Source organism: Candidatus Thiodictyon syntrophicum, from assembly GCF_002813775.1.
Taxonomy (GTDB): domain Bacteria; phylum Pseudomonadota; class Gammaproteobacteria; order Chromatiales; family Chromatiaceae; genus Thiodictyon; species Thiodictyon syntrophicum.
In genome coordinates this window covers 1,985,001-2,011,394 of the sequence record NZ_CP020370.1, presented here as the reverse complement: position 1 = coordinate 2,011,394, position 26,394 = coordinate 1,985,001, and the positions used below count along the sequence as shown (strand labels likewise).

24 protein-coding genes and 1 pseudogene are annotated in these 26,394 nt (G+C 63.0%); 18 read left to right on the top strand and 7 right to left on the bottom strand.

Translation table 11 applies throughout. The features are described from left to right. Positions 1-13 precede the first annotated feature (13 nt). The 4 genes and pseudogenes from rpoB to THSYN_RS08535 form a co-directional block, all read right to left on the bottom strand. Positions 14-4,155 (bottom strand): annotated as a pseudogene (gene rpoB / locus THSYN_RS08550) (DNA-directed RNA polymerase subunit beta). Between the two features lie 972 nt (positions 4,156-5,127). Beyond that, positions 5,128-5,415, bottom strand: a complete 288-nt coding sequence (locus THSYN_RS08545) for a type II toxin-antitoxin system RelE/ParE family toxin (RefSeq protein WP_100918758.1) — start codon at positions 5,413-5,415, stop codon at positions 5,128-5,130. 22 nt (positions 5,416-5,437) lie between these two features. After that, on the bottom strand, positions 5,438-5,716 hold the full coding sequence (locus THSYN_RS08540) for a type II toxin-antitoxin system ParD family antitoxin (RefSeq protein ID WP_100918757.1): 279 nt from the start codon (positions 5,714-5,716) through the stop codon (positions 5,438-5,440). A gap of 80 nt (positions 5,717-5,796) precedes the next feature. Further along, complete coding sequence (locus tag THSYN_RS08535; protein WP_100918756.1) at positions 5,797-6,087, bottom strand: lytic murein transglycosylase; 291 nt, start codon at positions 6,085-6,087, stop codon at positions 5,797-5,799. 604 nt (positions 6,088-6,691) lie between these two features. Here THSYN_RS08535 and THSYN_RS08525 point away from each other — a divergent pair. Next, on the top strand, positions 6,692-6,928 hold the full coding sequence (locus THSYN_RS08525; protein WP_100918755.1) for a DUF2281 domain-containing protein: 237 nt from the start codon (positions 6,692-6,694) through the stop codon (positions 6,926-6,928). Beyond that, entirely contained in the window at positions 6,925-7,107 is a 183-nt protein-coding gene (locus THSYN_RS08520; RefSeq protein WP_100918754.1) for a PIN domain-containing protein, read from the top strand. Before THSYN_RS08525 ends, THSYN_RS08520 begins: the two co-directional genes overlap by 4 nt. A 115-nt stretch (positions 7,108-7,222) precedes the next feature. Here THSYN_RS08520 and THSYN_RS08515 read toward each other — a convergent pair whose 3' ends face one another. Then, entirely contained in the window at positions 7,223-8,479 is a 1,257-nt protein-coding gene (locus THSYN_RS08515) for a lytic murein transglycosylase (RefSeq protein WP_172965250.1), read from the bottom strand. A gap of 202 nt (positions 8,480-8,681) precedes the next feature. Further along, entirely contained in the window at positions 8,682-9,422 is a 741-nt protein-coding gene (locus THSYN_RS08510; protein ID WP_100918752.1) for a metal-dependent hydrolase, read from the bottom strand. 322 nt (positions 9,423-9,744) lie between these two features. On the opposite strand from THSYN_RS08510, the gene THSYN_RS08505 reads away from it, so the two are divergent. Beyond that, positions 9,745-10,254: an MEKHLA domain-containing protein gene (locus THSYN_RS08505; protein WP_100918751.1), complete on the top strand. Its 510-nt coding sequence runs from the start codon at positions 9,745-9,747 to the stop codon at positions 10,252-10,254. Between the two features lie 45 nt (positions 10,255-10,299). On the opposite strand, the gene THSYN_RS08500 is transcribed toward THSYN_RS08505, so the two are convergent. Further along, positions 10,300-10,689, bottom strand: coding sequence for a hypothetical protein (locus THSYN_RS08500; protein ID WP_157817531.1), 390 nt, complete (start codon positions 10,687-10,689; stop codon positions 10,300-10,302). A 142-nt stretch (positions 10,690-10,831) separates the two neighbouring features. Here THSYN_RS08500 and THSYN_RS08495 point away from each other — a divergent pair, with 142 nt between their 5' ends. The 15 genes from THSYN_RS08495 to THSYN_RS35245 all read left to right on the top strand — a co-directional run bounded on the left by THSYN_RS08495 (position 10,832) and on the right by THSYN_RS35245 (position 26,215). Continuing rightward, positions 10,832-11,203, top strand: coding sequence for an Mth938-like domain-containing protein (locus THSYN_RS08495; RefSeq protein WP_100918749.1), 372 nt, complete (start codon positions 10,832-10,834; stop codon positions 11,201-11,203). 277 nt (positions 11,204-11,480) lie between these two features. Beyond that, positions 11,481-12,182, top strand: coding sequence for a hypothetical protein (locus THSYN_RS08490; RefSeq protein ID WP_100918748.1), 702 nt, complete (start codon positions 11,481-11,483; stop codon positions 12,180-12,182). A 394-nt stretch (positions 12,183-12,576) separates the two neighbouring features. Next, on the top strand, positions 12,577-12,669 hold the full coding sequence (gene kdpF / locus THSYN_RS08485) for a K(+)-transporting ATPase subunit F (protein ID WP_100918747.1): 93 nt from the start codon (positions 12,577-12,579) through the stop codon (positions 12,667-12,669). Continuing rightward, on the top strand, positions 12,666-14,471 hold the full coding sequence (kdpA, locus tag THSYN_RS08480; RefSeq protein WP_100918746.1) for a potassium-transporting ATPase subunit KdpA: 1,806 nt from the start codon (positions 12,666-12,668) through the stop codon (positions 14,469-14,471). Before kdpF ends, kdpA begins: the two co-directional genes overlap by 4 nt. A gap of 386 nt (positions 14,472-14,857) precedes the next feature. Further along, positions 14,858-16,954, top strand: coding sequence for a potassium-transporting ATPase subunit KdpB (gene kdpB, locus THSYN_RS08475; RefSeq protein WP_100918745.1), 2,097 nt, complete (start codon positions 14,858-14,860; stop codon positions 16,952-16,954). Positions 16,955-16,970: 16 nt separating this feature from the next. Next, positions 16,971-17,546, top strand: a complete 576-nt coding sequence (gene kdpC / locus THSYN_RS08470; RefSeq protein ID WP_100918744.1) for a potassium-transporting ATPase subunit KdpC — start codon at positions 16,971-16,973, stop codon at positions 17,544-17,546. Further along, on the top strand, positions 17,546-20,254 hold the full coding sequence (kdpD, locus tag THSYN_RS08465) for a two-component system sensor histidine kinase KdpD (RefSeq protein WP_100918743.1): 2,709 nt from the start codon (positions 17,546-17,548) through the stop codon (positions 20,252-20,254). Before kdpC ends, kdpD begins: the two co-directional genes overlap by 1 nt. Before the next feature lie 171 nt (positions 20,255-20,425). Beyond that, on the top strand, positions 20,426-21,115 hold the full coding sequence (gene kdpE / locus THSYN_RS08460) for a two-component system response regulator KdpE (RefSeq protein ID WP_100918742.1): 690 nt from the start codon (positions 20,426-20,428) through the stop codon (positions 21,113-21,115). A gap of 1,128 nt (positions 21,116-22,243) precedes the next feature. Beyond that, the gene (locus THSYN_RS33560; RefSeq protein ID WP_157817530.1) at positions 22,244-22,849 is read left to right on the top strand and encodes a hypothetical protein; all 606 of its coding nucleotides are present in this window, start codon (positions 22,244-22,246) and stop codon (positions 22,847-22,849) included. A 349-nt stretch (positions 22,850-23,198) separates the two neighbouring features. After that, the gene (locus THSYN_RS08450; RefSeq protein ID WP_216644715.1) at positions 23,199-23,525 is read left to right on the top strand and encodes a PIN domain-containing protein; all 327 of its coding nucleotides are present in this window, start codon (positions 23,199-23,201) and stop codon (positions 23,523-23,525) included. After that, a complete protein-coding gene (locus tag THSYN_RS08445) occupies positions 23,512-23,745 on the top strand; it encodes a hypothetical protein (RefSeq protein ID WP_100918741.1) in 234 nt (77 codons plus the stop codon). Before THSYN_RS08450 ends, THSYN_RS08445 begins: the two co-directional genes overlap by 14 nt. A gap of 193 nt (positions 23,746-23,938) precedes the next feature. After that, on the top strand, positions 23,939-25,129 hold the full coding sequence (locus THSYN_RS08440) for an IS4 family transposase (protein ID WP_100918740.1): 1,191 nt from the start codon (positions 23,939-23,941) through the stop codon (positions 25,127-25,129). Positions 25,130-25,223: 94 nt separating this feature from the next. Beyond that, positions 25,224-25,421, top strand: coding sequence for a type II toxin-antitoxin system HicB family antitoxin (locus tag THSYN_RS08435; RefSeq protein WP_100918739.1), 198 nt, complete (start codon positions 25,224-25,226; stop codon positions 25,419-25,421). A 117-nt stretch (positions 25,422-25,538) separates the two neighbouring features. Next, positions 25,539-25,739: a hypothetical protein gene (locus THSYN_RS08430; RefSeq protein ID WP_100918738.1), complete on the top strand. Its 201-nt coding sequence runs from the start codon at positions 25,539-25,541 to the stop codon at positions 25,737-25,739. Continuing rightward, the gene (locus THSYN_RS35245; protein WP_216644714.1) at positions 25,736-26,215 is read left to right on the top strand and encodes a ParE family toxin-like protein; all 480 of its coding nucleotides are present in this window, start codon (positions 25,736-25,738) and stop codon (positions 26,213-26,215) included. Before THSYN_RS08430 ends, THSYN_RS35245 begins: the two co-directional genes overlap by 4 nt. The last annotated feature ends 179 nt before the right edge of the window (positions 26,216-26,394 follow it).

Here is a 26,394-nt window from a genome sequence, read left to right as displayed (position 1 = left end):
TTCCAGCACGACATCAGTCTTGCTCTAGCTCGATGTTGATCCCGAGCGAGCGAATCTCCTTGATCAAGACATTGAAAGACTCGGGCATTCCCGCCTCCATCCGGTGGTCACCATCGACGATGTTCTTGTACGTTTTCGTGCGACCGTTCACGTCGTCGGATTTGACCGTGAGCATCTCCTGAAGGGTGAATGCAGCACCGTAAGCCTCCAAGGCCCAGACCTCCATCTCGCCGAAGCGTTGACCGCCGAACTGGGCCTTGCCGCCCAGGGGCTGCTCGGTAATCAGGCTGTAGGGGCCGGTCGAGCGGGCGTGCATCTTGTCATCGACCAAGTGGTTAAGCTTAAGCATGTAAATGTAGCCCATCGTCACCGGGCACTCGAAGCGGTCGCCGGTCCGCCCATCGTAGAGAATGGCCTGGCCGGTCGGGATGCCTTGGCCGCTGTTGTCGCAATCAGCGAGCGCCGTCAGGTAACCGATGTCATCTGCGGTGGCACCGTCGAAGACGGGGCTTGCCAGCGGTACGCCTTTCACCAGGTTGCTGCTCAGTTCCAGGATCTCATCGTCGGTGAAACTCGCGAGGTCCTCCCGCGTACCGCTACTGTTATAGACCTTTTCCAGAAATTCCCGCAATTCTGTAACGGCGGTCCGGGAATGCAACATGCGCTCGATCTTCACCCCCAGACCATTGGCCGCCCAGCCTAAATGAGTCTCCAGGATCTGGCCCAGGTTCATACGAGAAGGCACACCCAGCGGGTTGAGCACGATGTCCACCGGCTCACCGTCGGCGGAGAAGGGCATGTCTTCCACCGGCACGACCTTGGAGATAACGCCCTTGTTGCCGTGGCGCCCGGCCAACTTGTCGCCCGGCTGGATGCGCCGCTTGACGGCGACATAGACCTTGACCATCTTGAGCACGCCCGGGGCCAGGTCGTCGCCGCTCGCAATCTTGCGCTTCTTGACCTCGTAGCGGTCGCGGAAATCCTCGCGCTGCAGCTTGATCTGGTTGCCGAGCACCGCGAGCTGCACGGCCGCTTCCTCGCTGTGCATCCGGATCTCGAACCAGCGGTCGCGTGACCCCCGCTCGGTGATCTCCTGCAGGTAGGTCTTGGTGATCTTGGAGCCGGGCTTGAGATGCCGGGGCCGCCGTCGGCGACCTTGCCGATGAGCATGCGCTCCACGCGCTGGAAGGTGTCGTTCTCCATGATGCGCGCCTGGTACGCGAAGTCCTTGCGTACTCGGTCGAGTTCCTGGTCCTGGATTTGCTGGGCACGCTTGTCGCGCTCCACCCCGTCGCGGGTGAAGACCTGCACGTCGATCACGGTGCCGTTCATATCCCTTGGCAGCCGCAACGAGGTGTCCTTCACGTCGGACGCCTTCTCGCCAAATATCGCGCGCAGTAATTTCTCTTCGGCGGTGAGTTGGGTCTCACCCATGGGCGTCACCTTGCCCACCAGGATGTCGCCAGCGCGCACCTGGGCACCGATGTAGACGATGCCGCACTCGTCGAGCTTGTCAAGTGCCCACTCGTCCACGTTGGGGTTGTCGCTCGTGATTTCCTCCGGCCCAAGCTTGGTGTCCCGGGCGAGACAGGTCAGTTCCTCTATATGGATGCTGGTAAAGCGGTCCTCTTGGACAACCCGCTCGGAGATCAGGATCGAGTCCTCAAAATTATAGCCGTTCCAGGACATGAAGGCGACGCGCAGATTCTGGCCCAAGGCCAATTCACCCATATCCGTAGCGGAGCCGTCCGCAAGCCAATCGCCCCGCTCGACGACATTCCCCGGCCATACCAGTGGACGCTGGTCTATGCAGGTGTTCTGATTGGAACGGGTGTACTTGATTAGGGTGTAGATGTCGACACCGGGCACCCCCGGTTCGGGCTCCGTGTCGTTGACTCGCACCACGATGCGCCCGGCATCCACGGATTCGATGGTGCCGCCTCGCCTCGCAAGGATACAGGTGCCTGAGTCTCTGGCAACCAGGCGCTCCATGCCGGTACCGACCAGCGGCCTTTCGGGGCGCACGGTCGGCACCGCCTGGCGCTGCATGTTGGCGCCCATGAGCGCGCGCATGGCGTCGTTGTGCTCCAGGAAGGGGATCAGTGACGCAGACACCGAGAAGACCTGAAGCGGCGAGATGTCCATATATTGTACTAAATGCGGGAGCTTCAGGGTAAAGTGATTCTTATAGCGACAGAGCATCAGGGCATCCGTCAGTAGACCGTCCGGATCCAGGGTCGCGTTGGCCTGGGCGATGACGAAGTTGCCCTCCTCGATGGCGGAGAGATAATCGATCTCCATCCCGGCCCGACCGCCTTCGACCTTGCGGTAGGGGGTCTCCAGGAAGCCGTAGCGATTGGTCCGCGCGTATAACGCCATTGAATTGATCAGGCCGACGTTTGGGCCTTCAGGGGTCTCGATGGGGCACAGCCGCCCGTAGTGGGTCGCGTGTACGTCCCGTACCTCGAAACCAGCCCGCTCGGTGGCGATCCCCCCGGGGCCAAGCGCCGAGACGCGCCGCTTGTGGGTGACCTCCGAGAGCGGGTTGTTCTGGTCCATGAACTGGGAGAGCTGGCTGGAGCCGAAGAACTCCTTGATCGCGGCCGACACCGGCTTGGCGTTGATCAACTCCTGGGGCATCAGACCCTCGGACTCGGCGAGCGACAGGCGCTCCTTGACCGCGCGCTCGACCCGTACCAGACCAACCCGGAACTGGTTTTCCGCCATCTCACCCACGCAGCGGATACGCCGGTTGCCCAGGTGATCGATGTCGTCCACGGTACCGCGGCCGTTGCGCAGTTCCACCAGGACCTTGAGCGCGTCGATGATGTCGGAGGTCTCGCCGTTCTCCGCGCGCACGGCGACGGAGAAGGCGTCGGTGCGTCCGCTGAAGTAGCGCCCGTCGTAGAGCACGCCCGGGCCCTCCTCGGATGAACGCCCAAACCGGCGGTTGACCTTCATGCGTCCGACCGCGGACAGGTCATAGCGGTCCGGGGTAAAGAACAGGTTGTGGAAGAGGTTCTGGGCCGCGTCCTTGGTCGGCGGCTCCCCGGGGCGCATCATCCGGTAGATCTCGACCATCGCCTCGAGCTCGGTCGTGGTCGGGTCGATGCGCAGGGTCTCGGAGATGTAAGGTCCCCGATTCAGGTCATTGACGAACAGCGTCTCCACACGATTGACGCCCTGGCCGATCAGGTGCGCTGTCAGTTCTCGGGTCAGCACAGTGTGGGCCCCGGCGATGACTACTCGGGTTTCTATATTTACTACGGTACGCGCGAGGATGCGACCAATCAGGACCTCAGCGGGGACCTTCAGTCGTGCCACCCGGGCCTTCTGGAGTTCGTGCATGTGGCCTGCGGTGACGCGTCGACCGGCCTCGGCGATCACTTGATTGCCGATCCTCAGGTCGAAGCCCAGGGTCTCGCCAAGAAGGCGCTCAGGAACCAGATCCAGGAATACGATGCCGTCCGAAAGGTGAAAGGTGTCAGTATGGTAGAAGTGCCCGAGGATGTCCTCGACCCCGTAGCCCAGGGCGCGCAGGAGGATGGTCGCGGGGAGTTTGCGCCGCCGGTCGATCCGCAGGAAGACGTTGTCATTAGGGTCGAACTCAAAGTCCAGCCAGGACCCGCGATAGGGGATCACCCGCGCCGAGAACAGGAGTTTGCCCGAGGAGTGGGTCTTGCCCTTGTCGTGGTCGAAGAAGACGCCCGGGGAGCGGTGGAGTTGGGAGACGATGACCCGCTCGGTGCCGTTGATGATGAAGGTGCCGGTCTCGGTCATGAGCGGCAGTTCGCCCATGTAGACCTCCTGCTCCTTGAGGTCCTTCAACACTTTGGCGCCGGCCGGAGCCTCCTTGTCATAGATTACGAGGCGCAGCAGTACGCGCAGCGGCGCCGCATAGGTCGCCCCGCGCAGGTGACATTCGCGCACATCGAAGGGCGGCTCGCCCAGACGGTAGCTGACGTACTCCAGCACCGCGTAGCCCGAGTAGCTCTCGATCGGGAACACGGTCTTGAAGGCCGCGTGCAGGCCCTCGTCCAGCCGCTTTTTAGGCGCCGCATCGGCCTGCAGGAACTCACGGTAGGACTCGATCTGGGGCGCCAAGAGGAAGGGCAGATCCAAGATCGCCCGGCGCTTACTGAAATCTTTGCGGATGCGCTTCTTTTCGCTTAAGCAATAAGCCCGATCTCTGACTTTGGGTCGGACTGCGCAGGCATCTTGGTCGTGATCCGGATCGGCAACGTCGAATTCCCTTATAACGAAATTTTCACCACAGTTCTTGCATTGCGTGCGGCGACCGAGGTGCTCCAGGCGAATCCGGTAGAGTTTCTTACAGGTGGGGCACTGTGCAATACGCGGTTCACTTGGGGTCGGCTGAGGTCCTACGGTGAAACTCTGTTCGCATTTCCAGCAAGTGACAGTTTGCCCCAGGTATCGCTCGGATACCTCGGGATAATGTCGCCCGCAGTGCGGGCAAACCACAACAATAAAATTCACCAATGGCCTTCTCCCTATTCGCCGTCTTGTCGTCCGTTTTGAACTTTTCCGGCAATGCCATCGCGCATCGTCGGGCAGCCATTAACGTCTGAAAAGGCAGCCAAGAAACCGAGAATAGAGCCGCGCACCGCATCCTGAAAGACGGGCTCAGCGCAGACTTCAGCGATATAGTTTGTCCGGTGTCTTGCTATCTCCGTGCGAATGAAGTAATTTTCTCGATTCTCCCAATGACGATTGGTCGCACCTGGCGCCTCGTCGTGAGCGAACCATAGTCTGCATATTGTGCATAGAGCGGGATGTGGCCCTCCTTGTCCTTAGGATGGTGTGCCAACTGATGCCAGGCGCAGCGTACCAGTATGCGCTTGAACCACGATAAGTGCGGCGAGAAATTACGCACGGCAGACTCATGGCGCCGATAGGCGTCGTCATTGAGAATCAGGCGGCAATCCCCGCCCGTTTGGCGGAGGGCGTCTAGCTCTGGTCGGAACGCTGCGACAACAGCCAATCCAGCCGCTCGCCGCTCCTTTGCCTTCTCGCGTGTGTTCGTGAGGACGTGATTCAGCCAGACCAGGATAAGCGCGACAGCGATACCAGATAGGGAGAGCACTCCGACTTCGATCATTCTCTGTGTCACAGTAGGCGGTCGAGTCGTCGGGCGCCATGCACGACCCGCACGACCTCAATTCCATCTGGCAGCAACCGGTAGAGGATCAGGTAACTGCCAATGGGCCAGTGGCGGAACTCCGGGGCGATGTCGGGACGAGCGCGTCCGAGCCGGGGATTTTCGGCAAGGAGGACGCATTTGCGGTCAATCTCTTCAAGGAGTCGGTCCGCGGCATCGGGATTGTCGCGGGCGATGTAGATCCAGATATCGACCAGATCATCCTCTGCCCTGGCGGTGCGACGAATGACAGGCATCGTGCGTGGCTATGCCAGAGGGCTACCCAGGCCACCGCTGTTCGTCCCACCGGCGCCGGGCCTCCGCCTTGATCGCGTCCATGTCCAGGAAGCGGCCGGGACCACTGGCGAGCCCCTCGGCCCACAACCGCCGCAGTTCCTCGATATCACCTTGCTGGAGGATGCGCCGTTGTTTCCACTCGCGCAGTGCCTCGCGAACCACCTCGCTGGTGGTCGCATACTCTCCGCTCTCGACGGCGCCCCGGACCAGGACAGCCATCTCCGGGGTGAGGGCGATGCTAAGTTTCTCGACGTTTGCCATGGGTCAGTACCTCCTGGTCCGATGGTAGTAAATATTGCTGCTCTTTTCCATCAAACCGTCCCGTGATCTGCGGGGCCAAATCACGAATCACCCAAAAATTCCACGCTAACGAGGGAACGACTCCAGGCATAGATGACCTGGAAGTTCGGCAGGACCAGGAAGGCCGGCCCGCGGGCGCCGGCGGGTAGGACGATGGAGCCCAAGGTTTCGCCGCCGGCCAGCGGCTCCCCGGCGGCACCCAGGACGCCCAGCAGGTCCCACTCAACGATGTCCTTGGTGAGACCCAGACGCGCCTGGGAGAGCGGGAAATTCGGCGGCAGCAAGACCTCCCGGCCCCAGCCTTCATCCGGCTTCCAGCCAGCGGCACTCAAATACTGAGCAGTTTAAGGTTAGCAGTTAAGGGGCCAGGCTCGGGTTCTTTTCCGCAAGAATAGGCGCCGACCGAAACCCTGGCCGCGGCGATCAGCCGCAGCCTCTCAAGGTGCGCACGGCGCACCCTACGGAGTCCAAATCGGCACAGTTGAAGGTGTCTTGGCACCGCGGGCCGGGGCGAGTCATCGGGCCTCCATCGTCATCCCGCGGTAGGGTGGACAAGCGATAGCGCAGTCCACCGAATCCCGCGCCGCCGCTGGTGGACTGCGCTGCGCTTGTCCACCCGACGATGCCGAGCGGCCGCAATGATGACCAAGGCCCGCCGAGATGCAAGGACGGACGCCGCCCTGGCGAGGACAGGTCCGTCGATCGCTGCGCGGGGCTGGCTGGCGGTCAGGCGCTGCGGATAGACTGGCGCCAGCCGCCTGATCGGCGTCGCCGGCAACCGAGAGCCTGCCCTGCAACTCGGCGCGTGACACGGCCAAGGTCAAGCGATGGGTCGGTCGCTGTCGCGTAGCGACCGCCTGGATCTGGAGCCGCTCGCCGCGCTCGCGTGTACCGCCGACCGCACCCCTGCGCACCAAGACAAGTCGGAGCCAAACCATGAACCTGGCGGAAACCATTTACATCCATGTCAGCGCCCTGCCGGCCGACCTGCAACGGGAGACCTTCGATTTCATCGGCTTTCTGGAGGCGCGTTACGGCCTGGCGCCAGCCACCCCGCGTTTGACCACCCAGGGCTTCATCGAGCGGTTTGCCGGCAGCCTGGGCGCCGATTTCCCCGACGATGTCGACGCGGCCGACCTGGGCCGGGATGTCCCCCGTGAGTCGCTGGAGTGAGCGGCTACCTGCTGGATACCAACGCCTGGATCGCCTTCATGAAAGGGCAGCCGATCGGCCCTTACGACGCGCAGATCGCCGCCATCGCCCGCGCCGCCGGACTCTGTGCGGTCACCCGTAACGTCTCTGAATTCGGCCGGGTGCCCGCGTTGCGCGTCGAGAACTGGCAGTCCTCATAAGCGCGGAGACCTGGATTGCGCTGCGCCCCATCCCGGCAACGACGGGGCGATCACGCCCAAACCGGAGGTCGAGGCTTCAGCCGGATGGGGCGCCGAAGGTGCTCGGGGAATTCCATCAAGGCCCCGCGGCGCGCCCGGCGCGCTCCTGGTCCGCCTGGCCGGCCTCCCGCTCGATCCGGGCGATCAGTTCGACCGTCGGATAGGCATCGGCCGGCAGGCCGCGCGCCTGCTGGTAGTCCTGGAGTGCGTCACGGGTCCTGACGCCGATCATCCCGTCCGGTTCGCCAAGCTCGAATCCCAGGGCCTTGAGCCCCTGCTGCATGACGATGACACGGGCACGCGGCAGGGCCTGGTCCCCCGGCGGCGGCCGACCGCTCAGGGGGCCGGCGCCGCGCAGCCGGTCGGACAGGTAGCCGACCGTGAGTGCGTAATACAGGGAACGGTTCCAGGCATAGATGACCTGGAAGTTCGGGAGGACCAGGAAGGCCGGCCCCTGGGCACCGGCGGGCAGCACGATGGAACCCGGGGTCTCGCCGCCGGCCAGCGGCTCCCCGGCGGCACCCAGGACGTCCAGTAGGTCCCACTCATCGATGTCCTTGGTGAGGCCCAGGCGGGCCTGGGCGAGCGGGAAATCCGGCGGCAGCAGGACCTCGCGGCCCCAGCCTTGTTCCGGGTTCCAACCGGCGGCGCTCAGATAGTGGGCCGCGGACTCCAGGGCATCGGCGACGCTGTGCCAGATGTCCGCGCGGCCGTCCCCGTCGCCGTCGCGGGCATAGCGGCGATAGGTGGAGGGCATGAACTGGGGCTGTCCCATGGCCCCGGCCCAGGAGCCGGTCAGGTCGGCGGGTGCGGCCTGGCCGCTGTCGACGATGTGCAGGGCCTCGATCAGTTCGGTGGTGAAGAAGTCGCGCCGCCGGCCGTCCCAGGCCAGGGTGGCGAGCGCGGCAATGACGGGGAAGCCGCCGGTTTGGGTGCCATAGTCGGTCTCCATCGCCCAGAGTGCGACCAGCAGTTCGGGCGGGACGCCGTGACGGCACCCGATGTCGGCGAGCAATCGGGCGTGCCGCTGGAGCAATTCCCGACCGCGGGTGATGCGCGCTGGCGATACCGCGGCAGTCAGATAGTCGAAGAAGGTGCGGGTGTATTCGGCCTGACGCCGGTCGAGGGCCAGGACCCGGGGCAGCGGACTGACCCCCTCAAAGGCCGCGTCCAGGGTGGACGGCGCCAGGCCGAGTGCCAGGGCCTGGGCGCTGAATGCCTCGCGCCAGGTCTCGAAGGCCGCCGCCGGGGTCGGTAACGCCGGGGACGCCGTCGGCGCCTGGGCTCCGGATTTGCCCGGGTCCAGCGGCGCCGCCAAGGGCGACGCGCACACGGCGGCCAGCAATAGCGCCGGGGCCCGGACGCACGGCGACGAACGACGGCCCGCGGCTGAACTCAATCGGATCGACAGCAAGAGATCTCCTTGCAGCAGTAACAATCTGACTGGTGTGGTTATCATCAAGGCCAGGTTCGCGGCGCAGAGCGCCTTACACATGCGTGACTCCGCAAAGCGGTGTCACGAGGGGTCCATCCGTTCATTGGAGCCAAGTCCGCACCGTCGCCACCCCGAGGTCGGACCAGGCGCCCAGTTGGGCCAGTCCCTGATGCATCCAGGCCACCCACTCGGCCCGGGTCGGCAGTTGGGCGAAGTCCAGCGGCGGGGCCAACCAGGCCAGGACGCCGACCGCCGCGGCCATCGCCAGGCTGCTTGCCGGGTCGGCCAGGCTGAAGGGCTTGAGCGCGGTGCCGAAGGAGCGCTTCACCCGGGCGTTGAAGAGGTCCACGCTGTAGATCTCGTCCAGGCACAGGTGGGTGAGATAACCCAGGCCCACCATCAGGCCGGCGACCCAGGCGGCGCGCGGGGCTTGGTCCAGGAGCCGGTGGCTGATCGTCACCGTCGCCAAGGTGGCGAAGGCGACGGCCAGCCAGGAGTGCCAGATGCCGCGATGGACGGTGAAGCGGGCGAAGGTCTCGAACAACAGGAAGCGCACGCCGAGAAAGAGCCCGAACCAGACCACCGCCAGGTCCAGGGGGCGATAATGCCCCACCAGGGGCAGGGTCCAGCCGAAGGCCAGGGCCGCCCCCAGGACGCCGAAGAAGGTCCGCCCCGGGGCGGAAATGTCCGCGTCGATATCCGGCAGCACGGCGCCCGTCACCCCCAGGCCCAGGAGCACCAGGGCCTGACCCGGCGGCACCAGATCGAACCCCTTGAGGGCCAGGACGGCGCCGCCGCTGACGAAGATGCCGACGTTGAGATGGGTCTGGAAATTGGCCATGGGGTTCGGGGTTCGGGGTTCGGGGTTCGGGGTCTGAGGGGCACGCACGCGCCGGTGCGCGAGCGGGGATGTCCGCGGCGCACCGGTTTCACGCTAAGCTAAGTAAGCAGCCGTTGTCGTTGTCGTTGTCGTAATCGGAGAAGCGATGCAATTTGGCTTGCGAGAGAATCCGGGGTGCTACGATAACCTCGATTACGACAACGACAACGACAACGACAACGACAACGACGCGACAAGTTTTCCCTGATGGACTTTAGTGAATTGTTCCTCAACCCTCCCAGGCTCCTTGCATGAGTCCGCCACCACGGGATTTCACCCACCGATGACGCGCCCGTCCTTCCCTGAACCCGACGAGTCCAACGGCTTCCTGCCTGACCACATCGGTCTACTGCGGCGCAGTTACCGCGCCTTGACCGGGCGGGACCTGATCGACCCCGCCTTGGACGACCGCGCCGCCGCCCGGGCGCTGTTCGAGGCGCCCTTTGCGCTGCTCTCGCATGACACCGGGGCGGACCCCATCCTGACCTACGGCAACCGCACCGCACTGCGGCTCTTCGAACTCGACTGGGGTCAACTGACCACCCTGCCCTCCCGCTGCACGGCGCACCCGGCCGTCCAGGCCGAGCGCGAGCGGCTGCTGCGGGAGGTCGCCGCCCGGGGGTATATCGACGACTATGCGGGGGTGCGGGTGGCTGCGAGCGGCCGGCGCTTTTTGATCGCCGGCGCCTGCGTCTGGAACCTCATGGACAGCGCCGGCCGGTATCGGGGTCAGGCGGCCAGGTTCGCCGAGTGGCGCTTGCTGGACGCCGATCCGCCGTCCGTCACCGATTGAGCAATCAATGAAGACAAGGATCGCGGCTGATCGCGCAGCGGCGGATCAGGGCGGGCCCTCGAACCGGACACAATTGGGCCGCAGCCGGAAGTAATAGTTTTGGCCCGCCTTGATATAGGCCAGCCGACGGCACTCGTTGAAACCGATGGTGTAGTCGAACAGGTACTCGCCAGGGTCGAGCTTGAAGCTGTATTGCTGGTTGAGCCACAACCGGAAGACCCAATGGTCATCGATCCGCAGATCCATGGGGACGAAGAACCCCGGCAGCGAGAAGTCGCGGAAGACGGTCACCGTGGCGGCCGTCGCCGGGTTGGTCACCGGCAGCAAGGGGCCGACGAGGCCGCCGGCACAGCCCGCCAACAAGCCGGCGAACAGGGCCGCGAGCGACGCGGGCAACCGCGCCCTGCCGGGCCACCTGGCGAAAGTCCTAGTCATGCGTACCCCACTGATCCCACCCGTTGAACCGACGCCCCGGCGCGGCGCGAGCGCGCGACGCCGGACCTGATGATGCCCGCCCGGGTCGGCGAGCGTCAACCGCACCTTGTCCCACCGGGGGGCAATCCGGTATGGTTCCACCATGCGATTCACCGAACCAGACGACAGCGGCAGGAACCTGGTCCAGGCCTACGGTCCGGCCGGGATCCGCATCGGCGGGCGGACCTATGGCGGCGCCCTGATCCTGACACCCGGGCGGATCATCACCGACTGGGGGCCGCGCGACGCGGCCGGGCTGGGACCCGAGCACCTCCAGGCCCTGCTCGACCTCGACCCGGAACTGATCGTGCTCGGCACCGGCGCGGTCCAGGTCTTCCCCGCCCCGTCGCTCTACCGCGTCCTGACGGCGCAGCGGATCGGCATCGAGGTCATGGACACCGGGGCCGCCTGCCGCACCTACAACATCCTGCTGGCCGAGGGCCGCCGGGTCGTCGCGGGGCTGCTGCCCCTGTGAGTCCCCGGCCGGAACCAGGCCCAAAGCACTGAGTACCGGAAGCCGTCGATCCAGATACCATTGGAGCATCACCGCGAGCTTGAAAAATGGACAGGATTGACAGGATTTTTCAGAATTTACAGGATATTATATTGATGAACGTCGTACCCTGTTTTTCCTGTTGATCCGGCAAAATCCTGTTAATCATGTTGAGTTTCCCCCTTGTTCAATGCTGATCCCGCCCGGCCGCCGGCCTGCCCGGCGCCCCGGTCACCATCCCATCGGAGCCGTCCCGTTCATGGACCGTAAATATATCCTCACCATCCTCGTCGCCGGCCTGCTCGGCTTCGTCGGCGCCCTGCTCCTGATGCCGCCGACCATCCAGGACGAGAAGGTGCGCCTGCCCTGGCGCGTGACCACCAACCGCGCCGGGGACACCCAGGTCTTCGGCTTCACCCTGGGCGAGACCAGGCTTGCCGAGCTGCGCCGGTTTTTCGGCGAGGACGGCACCATCAACTTGTTCGAGACCCCGGGGGCGCGCGAACCCCTGGCCGTCGAGGTCTACTTCGAGCAGGTCTATCTCCAGAGCCTGAGGGCCGATTTCATCATCACGCTGGACGTCGACCAGGCGACGCTCAAGCCCATGTACGAACGCGGGCTGCGCATCAGCAAGATGGAAAGCGGCGACAAAAAGATCAAGCTCGACCCGACGGACGTGGAGACCCTGCTCGCGCGCCCCATCCGCAGCATCACCTACCTGCCCCAGGCGCGCCTCGATAACGAGACCATCGAGAAGCGCTTCGGCCCCCCCAGCGAGCGCCGCCTGGACCCGTCCAACGGCATCATCCACTGGCTCTATCCCGATCGCGGCTTCGACATCGCCCGCAACACCAAGGGCAAGATCGTCATCCAGTATGTCAACCGCGCCGACTTCTCCCGCCTGGAACTGCCCCTGGCGGGGGCCCAGTCCCCCGCGGATGAGGCAGCCCCGCCGCCCTGAGCAGAAGAGGCTCCCGGCGCCCCGATGGGGGCACTGCCATCAAGTCACGGCGCACTCGCCGACCGCGTTGCGTCTGCCTGGAGTCCAAGGCTTCAGCCTTGGCGCGCTCCAAGGCTGAAGCCTTGGACTCCAGGCGCTTGGACCGCCTGATCTGAAGCGCTGTCCCGCCGCGGTGCGCCCCTTCGGAATCAGCTCGCGACCCCCGTCTTGTCGCGATTTTTATCTTGCCCCGCCCGATTTTTACAGCATCTTGGCAGCCGTTTGCCTAGCATGAAACTGGTCGGAACCCGTTGCGGAGGCAAACCGTGGATCTCTTCTATCTCGCCGCCATCGTGTTGTTTTTCGCCCTCGGCGTGGGCCTCGCCCGCGGCTGTGCCCGGCTTGGCGGTGCCACATGAACGGGCTGCTCATGGTCAGCGCCGTCGTCGCGGTCGGGCTGCTCGTCTACCTGATCGCGGCACTGCTCAATCCGGAGGGCTTTTCATGACCCCTCATGCCTGGCTGGTCCTCGGGCTTTATCTGACGGTGCTGCTGCTCGCGGCCAAGCCGCTCGGCAGCTACATCGCGAACGTGATGGAGGGCCGCCCGCTCCTGTCCCTGGGGGTCCGCGGCGGTATCGAGTCGGCGCTCTATCGTCTGTGCGGGGTGCGCCGGGACGAGGAAATGGGCTGGCTGAGCTACGCCCTGGCGATCCTGCTGTTCAATCTGCTGGGGGCGCTGGCCGTCTATGCCCTGCAACGGCTGCAGGTCTGGCTGCCGGGGAATCCCCAGGGACTGGCCAACGTCAGTCCGGACTCATCGTTCAACACGGCCATCAGCTTTGCCACCAATACCAACTGGCAGGGTTATGCCGGTGAGTCGACGATGGGTTATCTGACCCAACTGCTCGGCCTGACGGTGCAGAACTTTTTGTCGGCCGCCACGGGCATCGCGGTCGCGATCACCCTGATCCGCGGTTTCGCGCGCCATTCGGCCGCCACCATCGGCAACGCCTGGGTCGATCTGACGCGGGTCACGCTCTATGTCCTGTTGCCGATCGCCTTGGTCTTTGCCGTGGTCCTGGTCAGCCAGGGCGTCATTCAGAACCTCGACGCCTACCAGACTGTCACGACGCTGGAGGCCAGGCACGACGACAGGCCCAGGCTCGATGCGACCGGTCAGCCGCTCACCGACGCCCAGGACGCCGTGCTCACGCAATCGGCGACGACACCGACCCAGACCCTGGCCATGGGCCCGGTCGCCTCCCAGGAAGCCATCAAGATGCTCGGCACCAACGGCGGCGGCTTTTTCAACGCCAACTCGGCCCATCCCTATGAGAACCCGACGCCGTTGACCAACTTCATCCAGATGTTCCTGATCTTTCTGATCCCGGCCGCGCTGTGCCTGACCTTCGGCCGCATGGTCGGGGATACCCGTCAGGGCTGGGCGCTGCTGGCCGCGATGACGCTGATGTTCTTGGTCATGGCCGTGGCGGCGATGCACTTCGAGCAGCAGGGCAACCCATTGCTGGCCGAGCTCGGTGTCGACCTGTCCGCGGGGAATCTGGAAGGTAAGGAGACGCGCTTCGGCACGGCCGAATCCGCGCTGTTCGCCGCCATCACGACCCTTGCCTCCTGCGGCGCCGTCAACTCCATGCACGACTCCTTCATGCCCCTGGGCGGCCTGGTGCCGCTGGCGAACATGATGCTCGGTGAGGTGGTGTTCGGCGGCGTCGGCACGGGGCTCTACGGCATGTTGGTATTCGCCGTCATGGCGGTGTTCATCGCCGGGCTCATGATCGGGCGCACGCCGGAGTATCTGGGCAAGAAGATCGAGGCGTACGAGATGAAGATGGTGTCCATCGCCATCCTGGTGACGCCGCTGCTCGTGCTGACCGGCACCGCAATCGCCGTGCTGGTGCTGGCCGGCGTGGCCGGCATCGCCAACCCGGGGCCCCACGGCTTCTCGGAGGTCCTCTATGCCTTCACCTCCGCCGCCAACAACAATGGCAGCGCCTTTGCCGGCCTGTCGGCCAACACGCCCTTCTACAACGGCCTGCTCGGCGTCGCCATGTGGTTCGGCCGGTTCGGCGTCATCGTGCCGGTGCTGGCACTGGCCGGTCACCTGGCGGCCAAAAAGCGCATTGCCCCCAGCGCCGGCACCATGCCGACCCACGATCTGCTGTTCGTGGTGCTGCTGATCGGCACCGTCGTGCTGGTCGGGGCCTTGAACTATGTCCCGGCGCTTGCGCTTGGGCCGGTGGTCGAACACCTGATGCTCTGGTCTGTTTCTGAAGGAACGGTTCACTGATACGGTAACAATTCCACGAGGGACTGCCGGTCGCGGCATGTTCGTTGTCGTTGTCGTTGTCGTTGTCGTTGTCGTTGTCGTAATCGAGGTTATCGTAACGCCCCCGGATTCTCTCGCACGGCCTTGATCATAACTCCGGCCACCGGGAGCGCCGCATCCCAATGCGGCGCGGCCTATCCGCAGAACGCAGCGCTGCGATCGCTTGCGAGGCCGCGCCGCACTGGGGTGCGGCGCTCCCAGCGTCCGAGCGGGCTTTCGCCGGTGCAGCTTGGCTGGAGTTATGATCAATGATCTCTTGCGCCCGCAGGTGCATCGCTTTTCCGATTACGATTACGACAACGACAACGACAACGACAACGATTATCGAAGATCTCCGAGAGAGTCACATGACACACAAACAACTGGCCATGTTCGACCCGGCGCTCGTGCTGCCGGCCGGCGTCGATTCATTCCGGAAGCTGAACCCCGCCGTGCAATGGCGCAACCCGGTGATGTTCGTGGTGTATATCGGCAGCATCCTGACCACGCTGCTGTGGGTTCAAGCCCTGATCGGACCGGGGACCGGGCCGGGTGAGAACTCCCCCCGGTTCATTCTCGCCATCGCCCTCTGGCTCTGGTTCACCGTGTTGTTCGCCAACTTCGCCGAGGCGCTCGCCGAGGGCCGCAGCAAGGCGCAGGCGGCGGCGCTCCGCGGCATTAAGAAGGAGACCTGGGCGAAGCGGCTCGAACGTGATTTTGTCATCGACACGCCGCGCACCGCGCTGCGCTGGCATCGGGTGGAGGCCGAGGACCTGCGCCGTGACGATATCGTGCTGATCGAGGCCGGTGACGTGATACCGGTCGATGGCGAGGTGATCGAAGGCGTGGCCTCGGTCGACGAATCGGCCATCACCGGTGAGTCGGCGCCGGTGATTCGCGAGTCGGGCGGGGATTTCTCGGCGGTCACCGGCGGCACGCGCGTGCTGTCGGACTGGATCGTCGCGCGCGTGACGGTCAACCCGGGCGAGACCTTCGTCGACCGGATGATCGCGATGGTGGAGGGCGCAAAACGCCAGAAGACGCCCAACGAGATCGCCCTGACCATCCTGCTGGTCGCCCTGACCATCGTCTTCCTCGTGGTGACCGTCACCCTGCTGCCCTTCTCGCTGTTCAGCGTCGCGGCGGCGGGCGCCGGTGCGCCGATCAGTATCGCGGTACTGATCGCACTGTTGGTCTGTCTGATCCCGACGACGATCGCCGGCCTGCTCTCGGCGATCGGCGTCGCCGGCATGAGCCGCATGATGCAGGCCAATGTCATCGCCACCTCCGGCCGCGCCGTGGAGGCGGCCGGCGACGTGGACGTGCTGCTGTTGGACAAGACCGGGACCATCACCCTGGGCAACCGCCAGGCCGCGGCCTTCCTGCCCGCCGCCGGCGTTCAGGAACAGGACCTGGCCAGCGCCGCCCAACTCGCCTCGCTCGCCGACGAGACGCCGGAAGGTCGCAGCATCATGGTGCTGGCCAAGCAGCGATTCGGGCTGCGCGAGCACGACATCCAGTCTTTGGGTGCGCAGTTCGTCCATTTCTCGGCCCATACCCGCATGAGCGGGGTCGACGTCCAGGGGCGCCGGATCCGCAAGGGCGCCTTCGATGCGATCCGCACCCAGGTGGAGGCGCTCGGCGGCCAGTTCCCGGCCGCGGTGCTGCGCAGCGTCGAGGAGGTCGCCCGCCGCGGCAGCACCCCCCTGGTGGTGGCGGAGGACACCCGCGTGCTGGGCGTCGTAGAGCTCAAGGACATCGTCAAGGGCGGCATCAAGGAACGCTTCGCCGAACTGCGCCGGATGGGCATCCGCACCATCATGATCACCGGCGACAACCGCCTGACGGCCGCCGCCATCGCCGCCGAGGCCGGCGTCGATGACTTCCTTGCCGAGGCCACGCCGGAGGCCAAGCTGGCCCTGATCCGCCAGCACCAGGCGGAAGGCCGGCTGGTTGCCATGACCGGCGACGGGACCAACGACGCCCCGGCGCTGGCCCAGGCGGACGTGGCGGTGGCGATGAATACCGGCACCCAGGCGGCCAAGGAGGCCGGCAACATGGTCGATCTCGACTCCAACCCGACCAAGTTGATCGAGGTGGTCGAGACCGGAAAGCAGATGCTGATGACCCGCGGCTCTTTGACGACCTTCAGCATCGCCAACGATGTCGCGAAATATTTCGCCATCATCCCCGCGGCCTTCGTGACCACCTACCCGCAGTTGGCGGCGCTCAACGTCATGGGGCTCGCCAGTCCCGCCTCGGCGATCCTGGCGGCGGTGATCTTCAATGCCCTGATCATCATGTTCCTGATCCCGCTGGCGCTCACCGGCGTGAAGTACCAACCGCTGGGCGCCGCCGTCTTGCTGCGCCGCAACCTCGCGGTCTACGGTCTGGGCGGCCTGGTCGCGCCCTTTATCGGGATCAAGCTGATCGATCTCACCCTTGCCGCCGTTGGCCTCGCCTGAAACCAGGAGCACCCTCATGACCGCCCTGCTGCGTCCCGCGCTTTCGCTCTTCGTTGTGCTGACCCTCGTCACCGGCGTCGTCTATCCCTTGGCCGTGACCGGCATCGCCAGGTTGGCCTTTCCCACGGCGGCGCGGGGCAGCCTGATCGTCAAGGACGACCGGCCGCTGGGCTCCGTCCTCATCGGACAGCATTTCACCGCACCCGGGTATTTCTGGGGTCGGCCCTCCGCCACCGCGCCCTATCCCAACAACGCCGCCGCCTCCGGCGGATCGAATCTGGGGCCGCTCAATCCGGCGCTGATCGATGCGGTCAAGGGGCGCATCGCGGCACTCAAGACGGCCGATCCGGGCAACACCCGGCCGATCCCGCTGGACCTGGTCACTGCCTCCGGCAGCGGTCTGGACCCGCACCTGAGCCCGGCCGCCGTTCAGTACCAGGTAAAGCGGGTGGCGCGAGCGCGCTCGCTTGAGCCCGTAGCGGTCGAGGCCCTGGTGGCACGCTTCACCGAAGGCCGACAATGGGGGGTCTTCGGCGAACCGCGGGTCAATGTGCTGAGGCTCAACCTGGCCCTTGATGACTTGCATCCCTGATGGCCGATCAACGCCCCGACCCCGACGCGCTGCTGGATCGTCTCAAGGCCGACGAGGCCAAGGCCGCCCGCGGCCGGTTGAAGATCTTCTTTGGCGCCTCGGCCGGGGTCGGCAAGACCTACGCCATGCTGTCGGCCGCGCGGGCACAGGCCGGGCAACACGCGGACATCGTCATCGGCGTCGTGGAGACCCACGGCCGAAAAGAGACCGAGACCCTGCTGGAAGGACTGGAGCGGCTCCCCCTCAAGTCGGTCCCTTACCGCGGCCGGGTCTTGCAGGAGTTCGACCTCGACGGCGCCCTGGCGCGCCGCCCGTCCCTGATCCTGATCGACGAACTGGCCCATTCCAATGCGCCGGGGTCGCGTCATCCCAAACGCTGGCACGACGTCGATGAATTGCTGGGGGCCGGTATCGATTGCTGGTCGACGATCAACGTCCAGCACTTAGAAGGCCTCAACGATGTCGTCGGCGGCATCACCGGTGTGCGGGTCTGGGAGACCGTACCCGATCAGGTCTTCGATGCCGCCGATGAGGTGGTGCTGGTTGACCTGTCGCCGGAAGAACTGTTGCAGCGGCTCAAAGAGGGCAAGGTCTATCTGCCCCACCAGGCCGAGCGCGCGATCCAGAACTTCTTCCGCAAGGGCAACCTGATCGCACTGCGCGAACTCGCCCTGCGCCGCACCGCCGATCGCGTCGACCGCCAGATGCTCCAGTACCGGCGCGACCAATCGGTCTCGCCGGTCTGGCAGACCCGCGAATCGCTCCTGGTCTGCATCGGCCCCGGCGAGGGGGCCGAGCGCATCATCCGCAGCGCGGCCCGCCTGGCCGCGCGTCTGGACGTACCCTGGCATGCCCTCTCGATCGATACCCCGGCCCTGCAGCGCCTGTCACGCCGCCAGCGCCAACGCATCTTAAAGAGCATCAAACTGGCGCAAGACATGGGGGCGGAGACGGCCACCCTCTCCGGCAGCGATCCGGTGGCGACCGTCATCGCTTATGCGCGCGACCATAACCTCTTCCGGGTGATCGTGGGACGCGATCATGTGCGGGCCTGGCGACCCTGGTACCGCTCATTCGCCGACCGCATCGGCAAGCAGGCACCCGATCTGGAGGTCATCCAGGTCGCGCGCGGCGAACCGCAGGAGCGCAAACCGAGCGACGAGCGCACCGACGAGTCCTGGTTCGCGCGCCTGCGGGCGCCCTGGCAGTCCTATGCGATGAGCGCAGTCATCTGCGCCCTCGCGGCGGCGCTCGCGGCCCCCCTGCACTCGGTCTTCGAGCTCACCAATATCGCCATGCTGTTCCTGCTGGCGGTCGTGGTGGTGGCGGTCCGCTACGGCTTCGGGCCCTCGGTCATGGCCGCCTTCCTGACGGTCGCGGCCTTCGACTTCTTCCATGTGCAGCCGCGCCTTTCGTTCTCGGTCAGTGATGTGCAATATCTGCTGACCTTCGTCGTCATGCTGGTCGTCGCTCTGGTCACCGCCACCCTCACCACCGGGGCCAAGTATCAGGCCCGCGTCGCCAGTCTACGCGAGCAGCGGGTGCGCGCCCTCTACGAGCTGTCGCGCGACCTGTCGGGGGCCCTGATGCCCGAACAGATTGCCGAGATCAGTCAACGCTTTGCTGAAACCGAATTCGGCGCCAAGTCGGCCATCCTGCTGGCCGACGAGCACCACCGGCTCGGCGACCCGGTTGCCACACCAACCGGCGGTCTCGCATTGGATATCGGCATCGGCCAGTGGGCCCTGGATCATGCCGCCGACGCCGGTGCCGGCACGGACACGCTGCCGGGCAGCCCCATCCGCTATGTGCCCTTGACCGCGCCGATGCGCACCCGCGGGGTGCTGGCGCTGGAACTGCGCAACCCGAGCCGGTTGATGCTCCCCGAACAGGGGCGCCTGCTCGATACCTTCGCCCGACTCATTGCGATCTCGCTGGAGCGCATCCACTATGTCGACATCGCGCGGATCACCACCGTACAGATGGAGTCGGAACGCCTGCGCAGTTCACTCCTGTCCGCCATCTCCCATGACCTGCGCACCCCGCTGGCGACACTGGTGGGCCTGGCCGATTCGATTGCCATGACGGTACCCCCGCCGACCGGGCGCCAGTCGGAGATTGCCGCATCGCTGCGCGAGGAGGCCCTGCGGATGAACTCCCTGGTCAACAATCTGCTCGATATGGCGCGCCTGCAATCCGGGGCGGTGCGGCTCAACCAGCAATGGCAGCCGCTGGAGGAGGTCGTCGGCAGTGCCCTGAAGGCCGTGGCCTCGACCATCGCCGGGCGAGCGGTGAGCATCGATCTGCCGCCGGACCTGCCGCTGCTGGAATTCGACGCGGTACTGATGGAGCGCGTGCTGGTCAACCTGCTGGAAAACGCCGCCAAGTACACCCCGGCCGGGAGCCCCATCGGGATCGGCGCCGCGCCCGGCGCGGGCGATGTGGTGAGGATCTGGGTCGAGGACCATGGTCCAGGTTTACCGCCGGGGAAGGAAGAGGAGATGTTCAAGAAGTTTGAACGCGGCCGCAGTGAAAGCGCGACCCCTGGTGTCGGCCTGGGGCTCGCGATCTGCCGCGCCATCTGCGCGGCGCACGGCGGGACTATTCAAGCGGAGAACCGCCGCGGGAGCGGGGCGCGTTTTGTCTTTTGCCTGCCTCGCGGTAATCCTCCGGTGGTCGATACTGCGGACGAGGATGCCCAACCCTAAGAGACCCAGCGATGAGCCTGAAAAGAATAGTTGTCCACAGATGAACACAGATTATTCATTGACTTACGCTTGACCTGGGGCTTACCTTGCCGGTGATTCTGACATCAGCGATAAGCGCATGACAACTCAAAGAATATCTGTGTTCATCTGTGTTCATCTGTGGATTTTAGAATGAACGAACCGACGCCCCGGGTCATCGTGATCGAGGATGAGCCCAAGATCAGGCGCTTCATCGTCATGGCGTTGGAGGCGCAGGGGTGGCAGGCTTATGAGGCCGACTGCGTCAAGCGGGGTCTGATCGAGGCCGGTACGCGCCAGCCGGATCTGGTCGTCCTGGATCTTGGGTTGCCGGACGGCGACGGGCTGGACTTCATTCGCGACCTGCGCACCTGGTCCGATTGCCCCGTGATCGTGCTCTCGGCCCGCGCGAGCGAGGCCGACAAGGTCGGCGCCCTGGATGTCGGCGCCGACGACTATCTGACCAAGCCGTTCGGCGCGGCAGAGTTACTGGCCCGCGTCCGGGCCCAATTGCGCCGCCGCTCCCGCACCGCCGACGGCGCCTGCGTCGTCGAATTCGGCAAGGTGCGTGTGGATCTCGCCAAACGAACCGTCGAGCGGGCGGGCGCGGCCCTGCATCTGACGCCCATCGAATACCGCCTCCTCGCCTACCTCATCAGCCACCCCGATCGCGTCCTGACCCATCGGCAACTGCTGAAGGACCTGTGGGGCCCCTCCCATGCCGGCGACAACCATTATGTGCGCGTCTATATGGCCGCGCTGCGCAAGAAGATCGAGGATGATCCGTCGCAGCCCCAACACCTCATTACGGAAATCGGCGTCGGTTACCGGTTTATTGCCTGATCCGGTCGCGGCGTCGGCGACCTGCAAGCAATCCGCTGGCGGGGGACCTGGATTGCGCCATTTTCGTTGTCGTTGTCGTTGTCGTTGTCGTTGTCGTTGTCGTTGTCGTTGTCGTTGTCGAGGTTATCGTAGCGCCCCGGATTCTTTTCGTACCCTAAAGTGCATCGCTTCTCCCATTACGATAACGACAACGACAACGATTGTGCTTAATAACAGAAAGAGGAGTTATCCACAGATGAACACAGATGAACACAGATATTTCATTGGCTTAAGCTTGGCCCGGGACTCACCTTGCCGGTGATTGTGACAATAGCGATAAGTGCATGGCAATTCAAAGAGAATCTGTGTTCATCTGTGGATTTTAGGTTAACTTGTTCTTGACTCGTTACCAAGAGGGACGCAAGGCCCGGCGGACCTTGATCATCGTTCCGGCCGCCCCGGACCGGAGTCCAAGGCTTCAGCCTTGGAGGTGCAGGACCAAGGCTGAAGCCTTGGACTCCATGGCGCTTGGCGAGTTGCGATGCGCCCTTTCGCGCTGAGATTGAGGAGGACGGGCAGTGCCCCCGTCATGCCCGCCAAGGCTGCCATAAACTGGTCGCGCTGCTCGTCGGTCAAGAGTGCAACAATACGGTTCGCGGGCATGATGGTTATCCTGAGTGTCAGCCGCGGCCTGAAGCTACCGCGGCAATGCGCAATCGCACAGCTTCCTGGAATGCCCATCCGGATCGCACCATCGGGCTGGCGGAACTGCCAGGGAAGGAGCGGGTTTTCTTTTCTCGTCGGGGCTTGACAGATGGGCAGCCATAGTCTATCTTCAGATGCAACTGTGCTTGGGGTGTGGTTGGCTAGAGCGCTTGGAACGGGGCGTCGTCGATCATTAATCCCGATCTCCGCAGCCCGGTCCGAATTCGTGATATCACTTCAGCAGTGCCGTGAAGGTGTCGGGAGCGGGGCGTTATGGGCACGAAGGACGTAGATCTGGCTGGTGCGTCCAACGTAGATGTCGGTCTAGGACGTCGAACGCAGACACCTGTCTAGTAACAGATTTCGGGTGCTTAGGCAGACATCGGTCTAAGAAAGCAGTTGGGCCTTAAAGATGGCTTTGAGGGACTTAATGGAGATTGATCGGTGACCGTTCGAGAGAATCCGCTGGCGGCTCTTGTCTTGAAGCAGCTCACTGGCGCAGAGCCGCTGCACTATAAAGATGAGCCTCTGCCCCATACCGTTTTGTCGTTCTGGCGGTGGTCTGCCTCCAATCTGGCTGGAAACAACCTACGGGGACATTTCGCGGAGTTCCTGGTTGCATCAGATATCGGGACCACTGATGGGTGCCGTGTCGAATGGGACGGGTGCGATCTCAGAACACCAAAGGGACTCAAGATCGAGGTCAAATCCGCAGCATATGTTCAATCCTGGGAGCAGGAAAAGCACTCATCGATTTCGTTCAACATCAGACGCTCCTATTATTGGAACACGGACGATGGCGGCAGGTCCGAAGTGGAAGGCCGTTGGTCTGACGCCTACGTTTTCTGCGTGCTGCACCACAAGGACAAGAAGACCCTAGACCCCCTTAACCTCGATCAATGGGACTTCTACGTAATGCCGACCGAAGCCCTTGATCGCGAGTGTGGAAATCAAAAAACGATATCGCTCAACGCACTTCTCAATCTGAAACCGAAGAAGTGTGCGTATGGGAAAATCGGAGCAACCATCGAGCGGGTATGCGGTCGCTGAGCCCACACAGGGAAACGGATGGGGTCAGGTCTTGACTTATTCCTCCCGGCACAAGTCAAGACCTGACCCCATTTCCGCCTGACCCCATTTCCGCCACAAGTCAAGACCTGACCCCATTTCCGCCATTTCCGACTGATAGCGCAGCATATCGGACAGCGTCCACACCGGAGTCGGCCAGCTTTTGGAAAGGTAACGTGATTACAGAGACAGTTTATCTGGACACCACGATTCCGAGTTTCTATTTCGACGAACGGGAATCGTTCAAGAATTGGATAGAAGAGACCCAGCGATGGTGGCGGGAGGAGTCTTTTCTTAACAGCTTTGGATATCTGACGCCATCATTGAAGAATTGAGTTTTGGAAACTATCCGAAGAAAATTGAGATTCTAAAATTCATCGAGCCGCTTCGAGTGTTGGAGCGCTCACTGGATTTGGAGCGCGTCGTTGCGGTTTACATCGAGAACTTTGTGATGCCGAAATCGTTGGTTGGAGACGCCATCCATTTGGCATACGCCTCCTACTACGGAATCGATTACCTTCTGACCTGGAATTGCAATCACCTTGCAAACGCCAGAAAATGGAAGCATATCAAGGTGATTAATGGTCGACTTGGGCTTTCGACGCCTGAGATTGTTACCCCTCTTAACTTGGTTGAGGAAATAAATGAAACTCGATGAAGCACTAAGCGAAAAGTACCGTATTCAAGCGATGCTCTCTGGATCAGCAAAGGACATACACGACTACTTTGAACGCTCCCACACAGCCGCGAAGAAGGCAATGGCCGAGATTGGAGCATCACCGAACTACTCTAAGCCCCAACAAGTGCATCCCGCCGACCGCGAGCCGCCGAGCGGATTTGGTAATGCCAAACTCACCGCAGCGGCTCGCGGCGGCTGATCCTGGCGTTGGGCTTGATGCCATCAGCGGGAACCGGCGGGAACCGGGGGCGGGAACCGGGGACAGACCCTGAGGTATCCCCACGAAAACAGCCATAAAAACAGCGGCCTAGAATTCATTTTCAGTTTCGGTGTGCGTGCATGAGGGTTTGTTGCCACACTGTTAGGAAGGCAAAGCCCACAGGAGGCCCCTCATGCACGCGTCGATATTGTTGCACTCTTGGCTCGGTCAGTGGCTGTCATGTATCCACTTAAAACGCTTGGTATCGCTCTTCGACATGGTGGCCGCCTGCGTTGCCGGCACGGGTTTATCCATCACCTCGGTGGGACGGCGCCTGCCAGGCCCGACGTCCTTGAAACACAAGATCAAGCGTGCCGACCGCGTGATCGGCAATCCTCACCTGTATCGTGAGCGCACGGCGATCTACGGCGCCCTGTGCCGGGTGACCCTGGCCCGGATTCCCGAACCGCTGATTCTCATCGACTGGTCGCCTATCAAGGTCGATCAATCCTTTCAACTGTTGCGCGCGTCGATCGCGGTCGGCGGTCACGCCTTGACCCTCTACGAGGAAATTCATCCCACCTGCGACCTCGGCAACCCCAAGGTCCAAGAGCGTTTTCTCCACACCGTGGCGGGCTTGTTGCCGCCTGGTGCCGCACCCATCATCATCGCCGATGCCGGCTTTAAGGTGCCTTTTTTCCGTGCCGTCGAGGCCCTTGGCTGGCGCTGGGTCGGACGCCTGCGGGGGCGCGACTATGTGCGCCTGAACGCCGATTGGATTAGTGGCAAGTCGTTGTTTACGAAAGCAACAACAAAACCCGTTCGGCTCGGCATCGGCGACTGGGTGAGAAGCAACCCATTGCCCGTCGTCATGGTCTTGGTCCGTCTGCCCAAGTGCGGTCGTCATGATAAGACAGCATCCGGGCGCATCGCACGCTCGCGCAAAAGTCGCAAGGCCGCCCGCAGTCAGCGTGAGCCGTGGCTGCTCATGGCGACGCGCCGTTTGGGGCATTTGGCAGCGAAGGCGATCGTGCGCATCTATCGCCAGCGCATGCAGATAGAAGAAGGCTTCCGCGACATGAAGAACCTGTACTTTGGTCAGGGCTACGAGGCCAACCGTTCACACGACCTCAAGCGCCTTTCCATTCTCGTTATGATTGCCGCACTGGCGGCTTTCCTACTCTTTATGATCGGTGCGACGGCGGAGCGATTGAACCTCCAGCGCGGTATGCATGCGAGCAGTTCCAAGCGCCGCGTCTATTCCCTGTCGTTTCTTGCCTCGCTCATTCTGAACATCACGAAAGTGGAGATCGCTCTATCCGAGTTCCTAGCGCCGGAAGAGCAGGTGGCCCAATTCCATCAGGCGCTATTGTTGGGTGAATAAACGGAGGCGAAATTCGTGGGGATACCTCAGGGACAGACCACGGTTTCGGCCTTGGAAATAAATTGGCGCAACGTCAACAGTCGGAGTGGTCAGAATGAAATATACGGTTATTCTACATCGCACAGAAGAGGGTATTAGCGTTTCGGTTCCTGGCCTTCCCGGGTGTTGGTCTGAGGGAGATACCGATGCAGAAGCCATCGAGAACATTCAGGACGCTATTCAGGAGTATCTGGCTGCGGTTAAAGAAATGAGCCGGGGTCAGGAAGTTCGTGAAGTGGATATAGCGGCGTAGATATGTCAAAGCATTTCGCACCCTACTTTGAAGAAGACGGCGTCAAGCAAGGCGACAAGAAACGGCAGAAATGCCTGACTAAAGCCAATAGCACGAGTGACATTAGAGGCGACAGAAATGACAGTACTGGAAAGAATCGAAGCTCAGGTTCAGACGTTATCTGAAACAGAGCTTTACGAATTCCGCCGCTGGTTTCAAGAGTGGGACGCCGATGCCTGGGACCGCCAAATAGAGGCAGATGCTCAAGCTGGTAAGTTGGACGCCTTAGCGGCCGAAGCGCTCGCCGAGTACCGCTCCGGGTCGGCTAGGGAAATTTGAAGCACTACGCATCAACCAAGTTCTGGGGACGTTTCGGCGATCTTCCAGAGTCCATTCAGCAGTTGGCAAGAGCGAACTACGAACTCTTGCGTCATGACCCGTCGCATCCGTCCTTGCGCTTCAAACAAGTCAAGAACGGGCAGTATCGAAGCGTTCGTGTGGGAACACGATTTCGGGCTCTTGGCGTACCCGTCCCCGACGGTGTGCAGTGGTTTTGGATTGGCAGTCATGCCGAGTATGACCAATTTAAGCAGACACTCTATTTGAATCGGTATGTTGCGGAGCGCCCGACGAGTCCCGACAAGCGCGGGAACGCGGCAAACCCGGGCGGAAAGTGCATGGAACGACTGGCGATGCCGTTGTTTTCCTGTCGCCGCGTTCTCAGCCTGGTCCGTAACTTACTGATTCCAATGGTTATGAAATTTGTCGTCTGCCTCGATAAGAAGGACCTAGGAGAGTTTTCTAACGAGGTATAACGTTAGGTCGTCTTTATGAGCTTGTAGAAGAAGATGCGGGCAATGGCATGGTCCGGATTATTGACGAATCCGGCGAAGATTATCTTTATCCATCGTCGTTGTTTGAGCCGATAGCCCTACGCGATTCAATAGGACGAGTAATGCCTGGCGGATAGGGTGCCAACAATGCAGTCTTACCC

Coding starts and splice junctions, on each gene's coding strand:
- THSYN_RS08510 (WP_100918752.1), bottom strand. CDS start 9,422: ATGGCCAATTTCCAGACCCATCTCAACGTCGGCATCTTCGTCAGCGGC.
- THSYN_RS08490 (WP_100918748.1), top strand. CDS start 11,481: ATGGACCGTAAATATATCCTCACCATCCTCGTCGCCGGCCTGCTCGGC.
- THSYN_RS08495 (WP_100918749.1), top strand. CDS start 10,832: ATGCGATTCACCGAACCAGACGACAGCGGCAGGAACCTGGTCCAGGCC.
- kdpF (WP_100918747.1), top strand. CDS start 12,577: ATGAACGGGCTGCTCATGGTCAGCGCCGTCGTCGCGGTCGGGCTGCTC.
- THSYN_RS08505 (WP_100918751.1), top strand. CDS start 9,745: ATGACGCGCCCGTCCTTCCCTGAACCCGACGAGTCCAACGGCTTCCTG.
- kdpB (WP_100918745.1), top strand. CDS start 14,858: ATGACACACAAACAACTGGCCATGTTCGACCCGGCGCTCGTGCTGCCG.
- kdpD (WP_100918743.1), top strand. CDS start 17,546: ATGGCCGATCAACGCCCCGACCCCGACGCGCTGCTGGATCGTCTCAAG.
- kdpE (WP_100918742.1), top strand. CDS start 20,426: ATGAACGAACCGACGCCCCGGGTCATCGTGATCGAGGATGAGCCCAAG.
- THSYN_RS08445 (WP_100918741.1), top strand. CDS start 23,512: ATGAAACTCGATGAAGCACTAAGCGAAAAGTACCGTATTCAAGCGATG.
- THSYN_RS08500 (WP_157817531.1), bottom strand. CDS start 10,689: ATGACTAGGACTTTCGCCAGGTGGCCCGGCAGGGCGCGGTTGCCCGCG.
- kdpA (WP_100918746.1), top strand. CDS start 12,666: ATGACCCCTCATGCCTGGCTGGTCCTCGGGCTTTATCTGACGGTGCTG.
- THSYN_RS08545 (WP_100918758.1), bottom strand. CDS start 5,415: ATGCCTGTCATTCGTCGCACCGCCAGGGCAGAGGATGATCTGGTCGAT.
- THSYN_RS08435 (WP_100918739.1), top strand. CDS start 25,224: ATGAAATATACGGTTATTCTACATCGCACAGAAGAGGGTATTAGCGTT.
- kdpC (WP_100918744.1), top strand. CDS start 16,971: ATGACCGCCCTGCTGCGTCCCGCGCTTTCGCTCTTCGTTGTGCTGACC.
- THSYN_RS08540 (WP_100918757.1), bottom strand. CDS start 5,716: ATGGCAAACGTCGAGAAACTTAGCATCGCCCTCACCCCGGAGATGGCT.
- THSYN_RS08430 (WP_100918738.1), top strand. CDS start 25,539: ATGACAGTACTGGAAAGAATCGAAGCTCAGGTTCAGACGTTATCTGAA.
- THSYN_RS08440 (WP_100918740.1), top strand. CDS start 23,939: ATGCACGCGTCGATATTGTTGCACTCTTGGCTCGGTCAGTGGCTGTCA.
- THSYN_RS08525 (WP_100918755.1), top strand. CDS start 6,692: ATGAACCTGGCGGAAACCATTTACATCCATGTCAGCGCCCTGCCGGCC.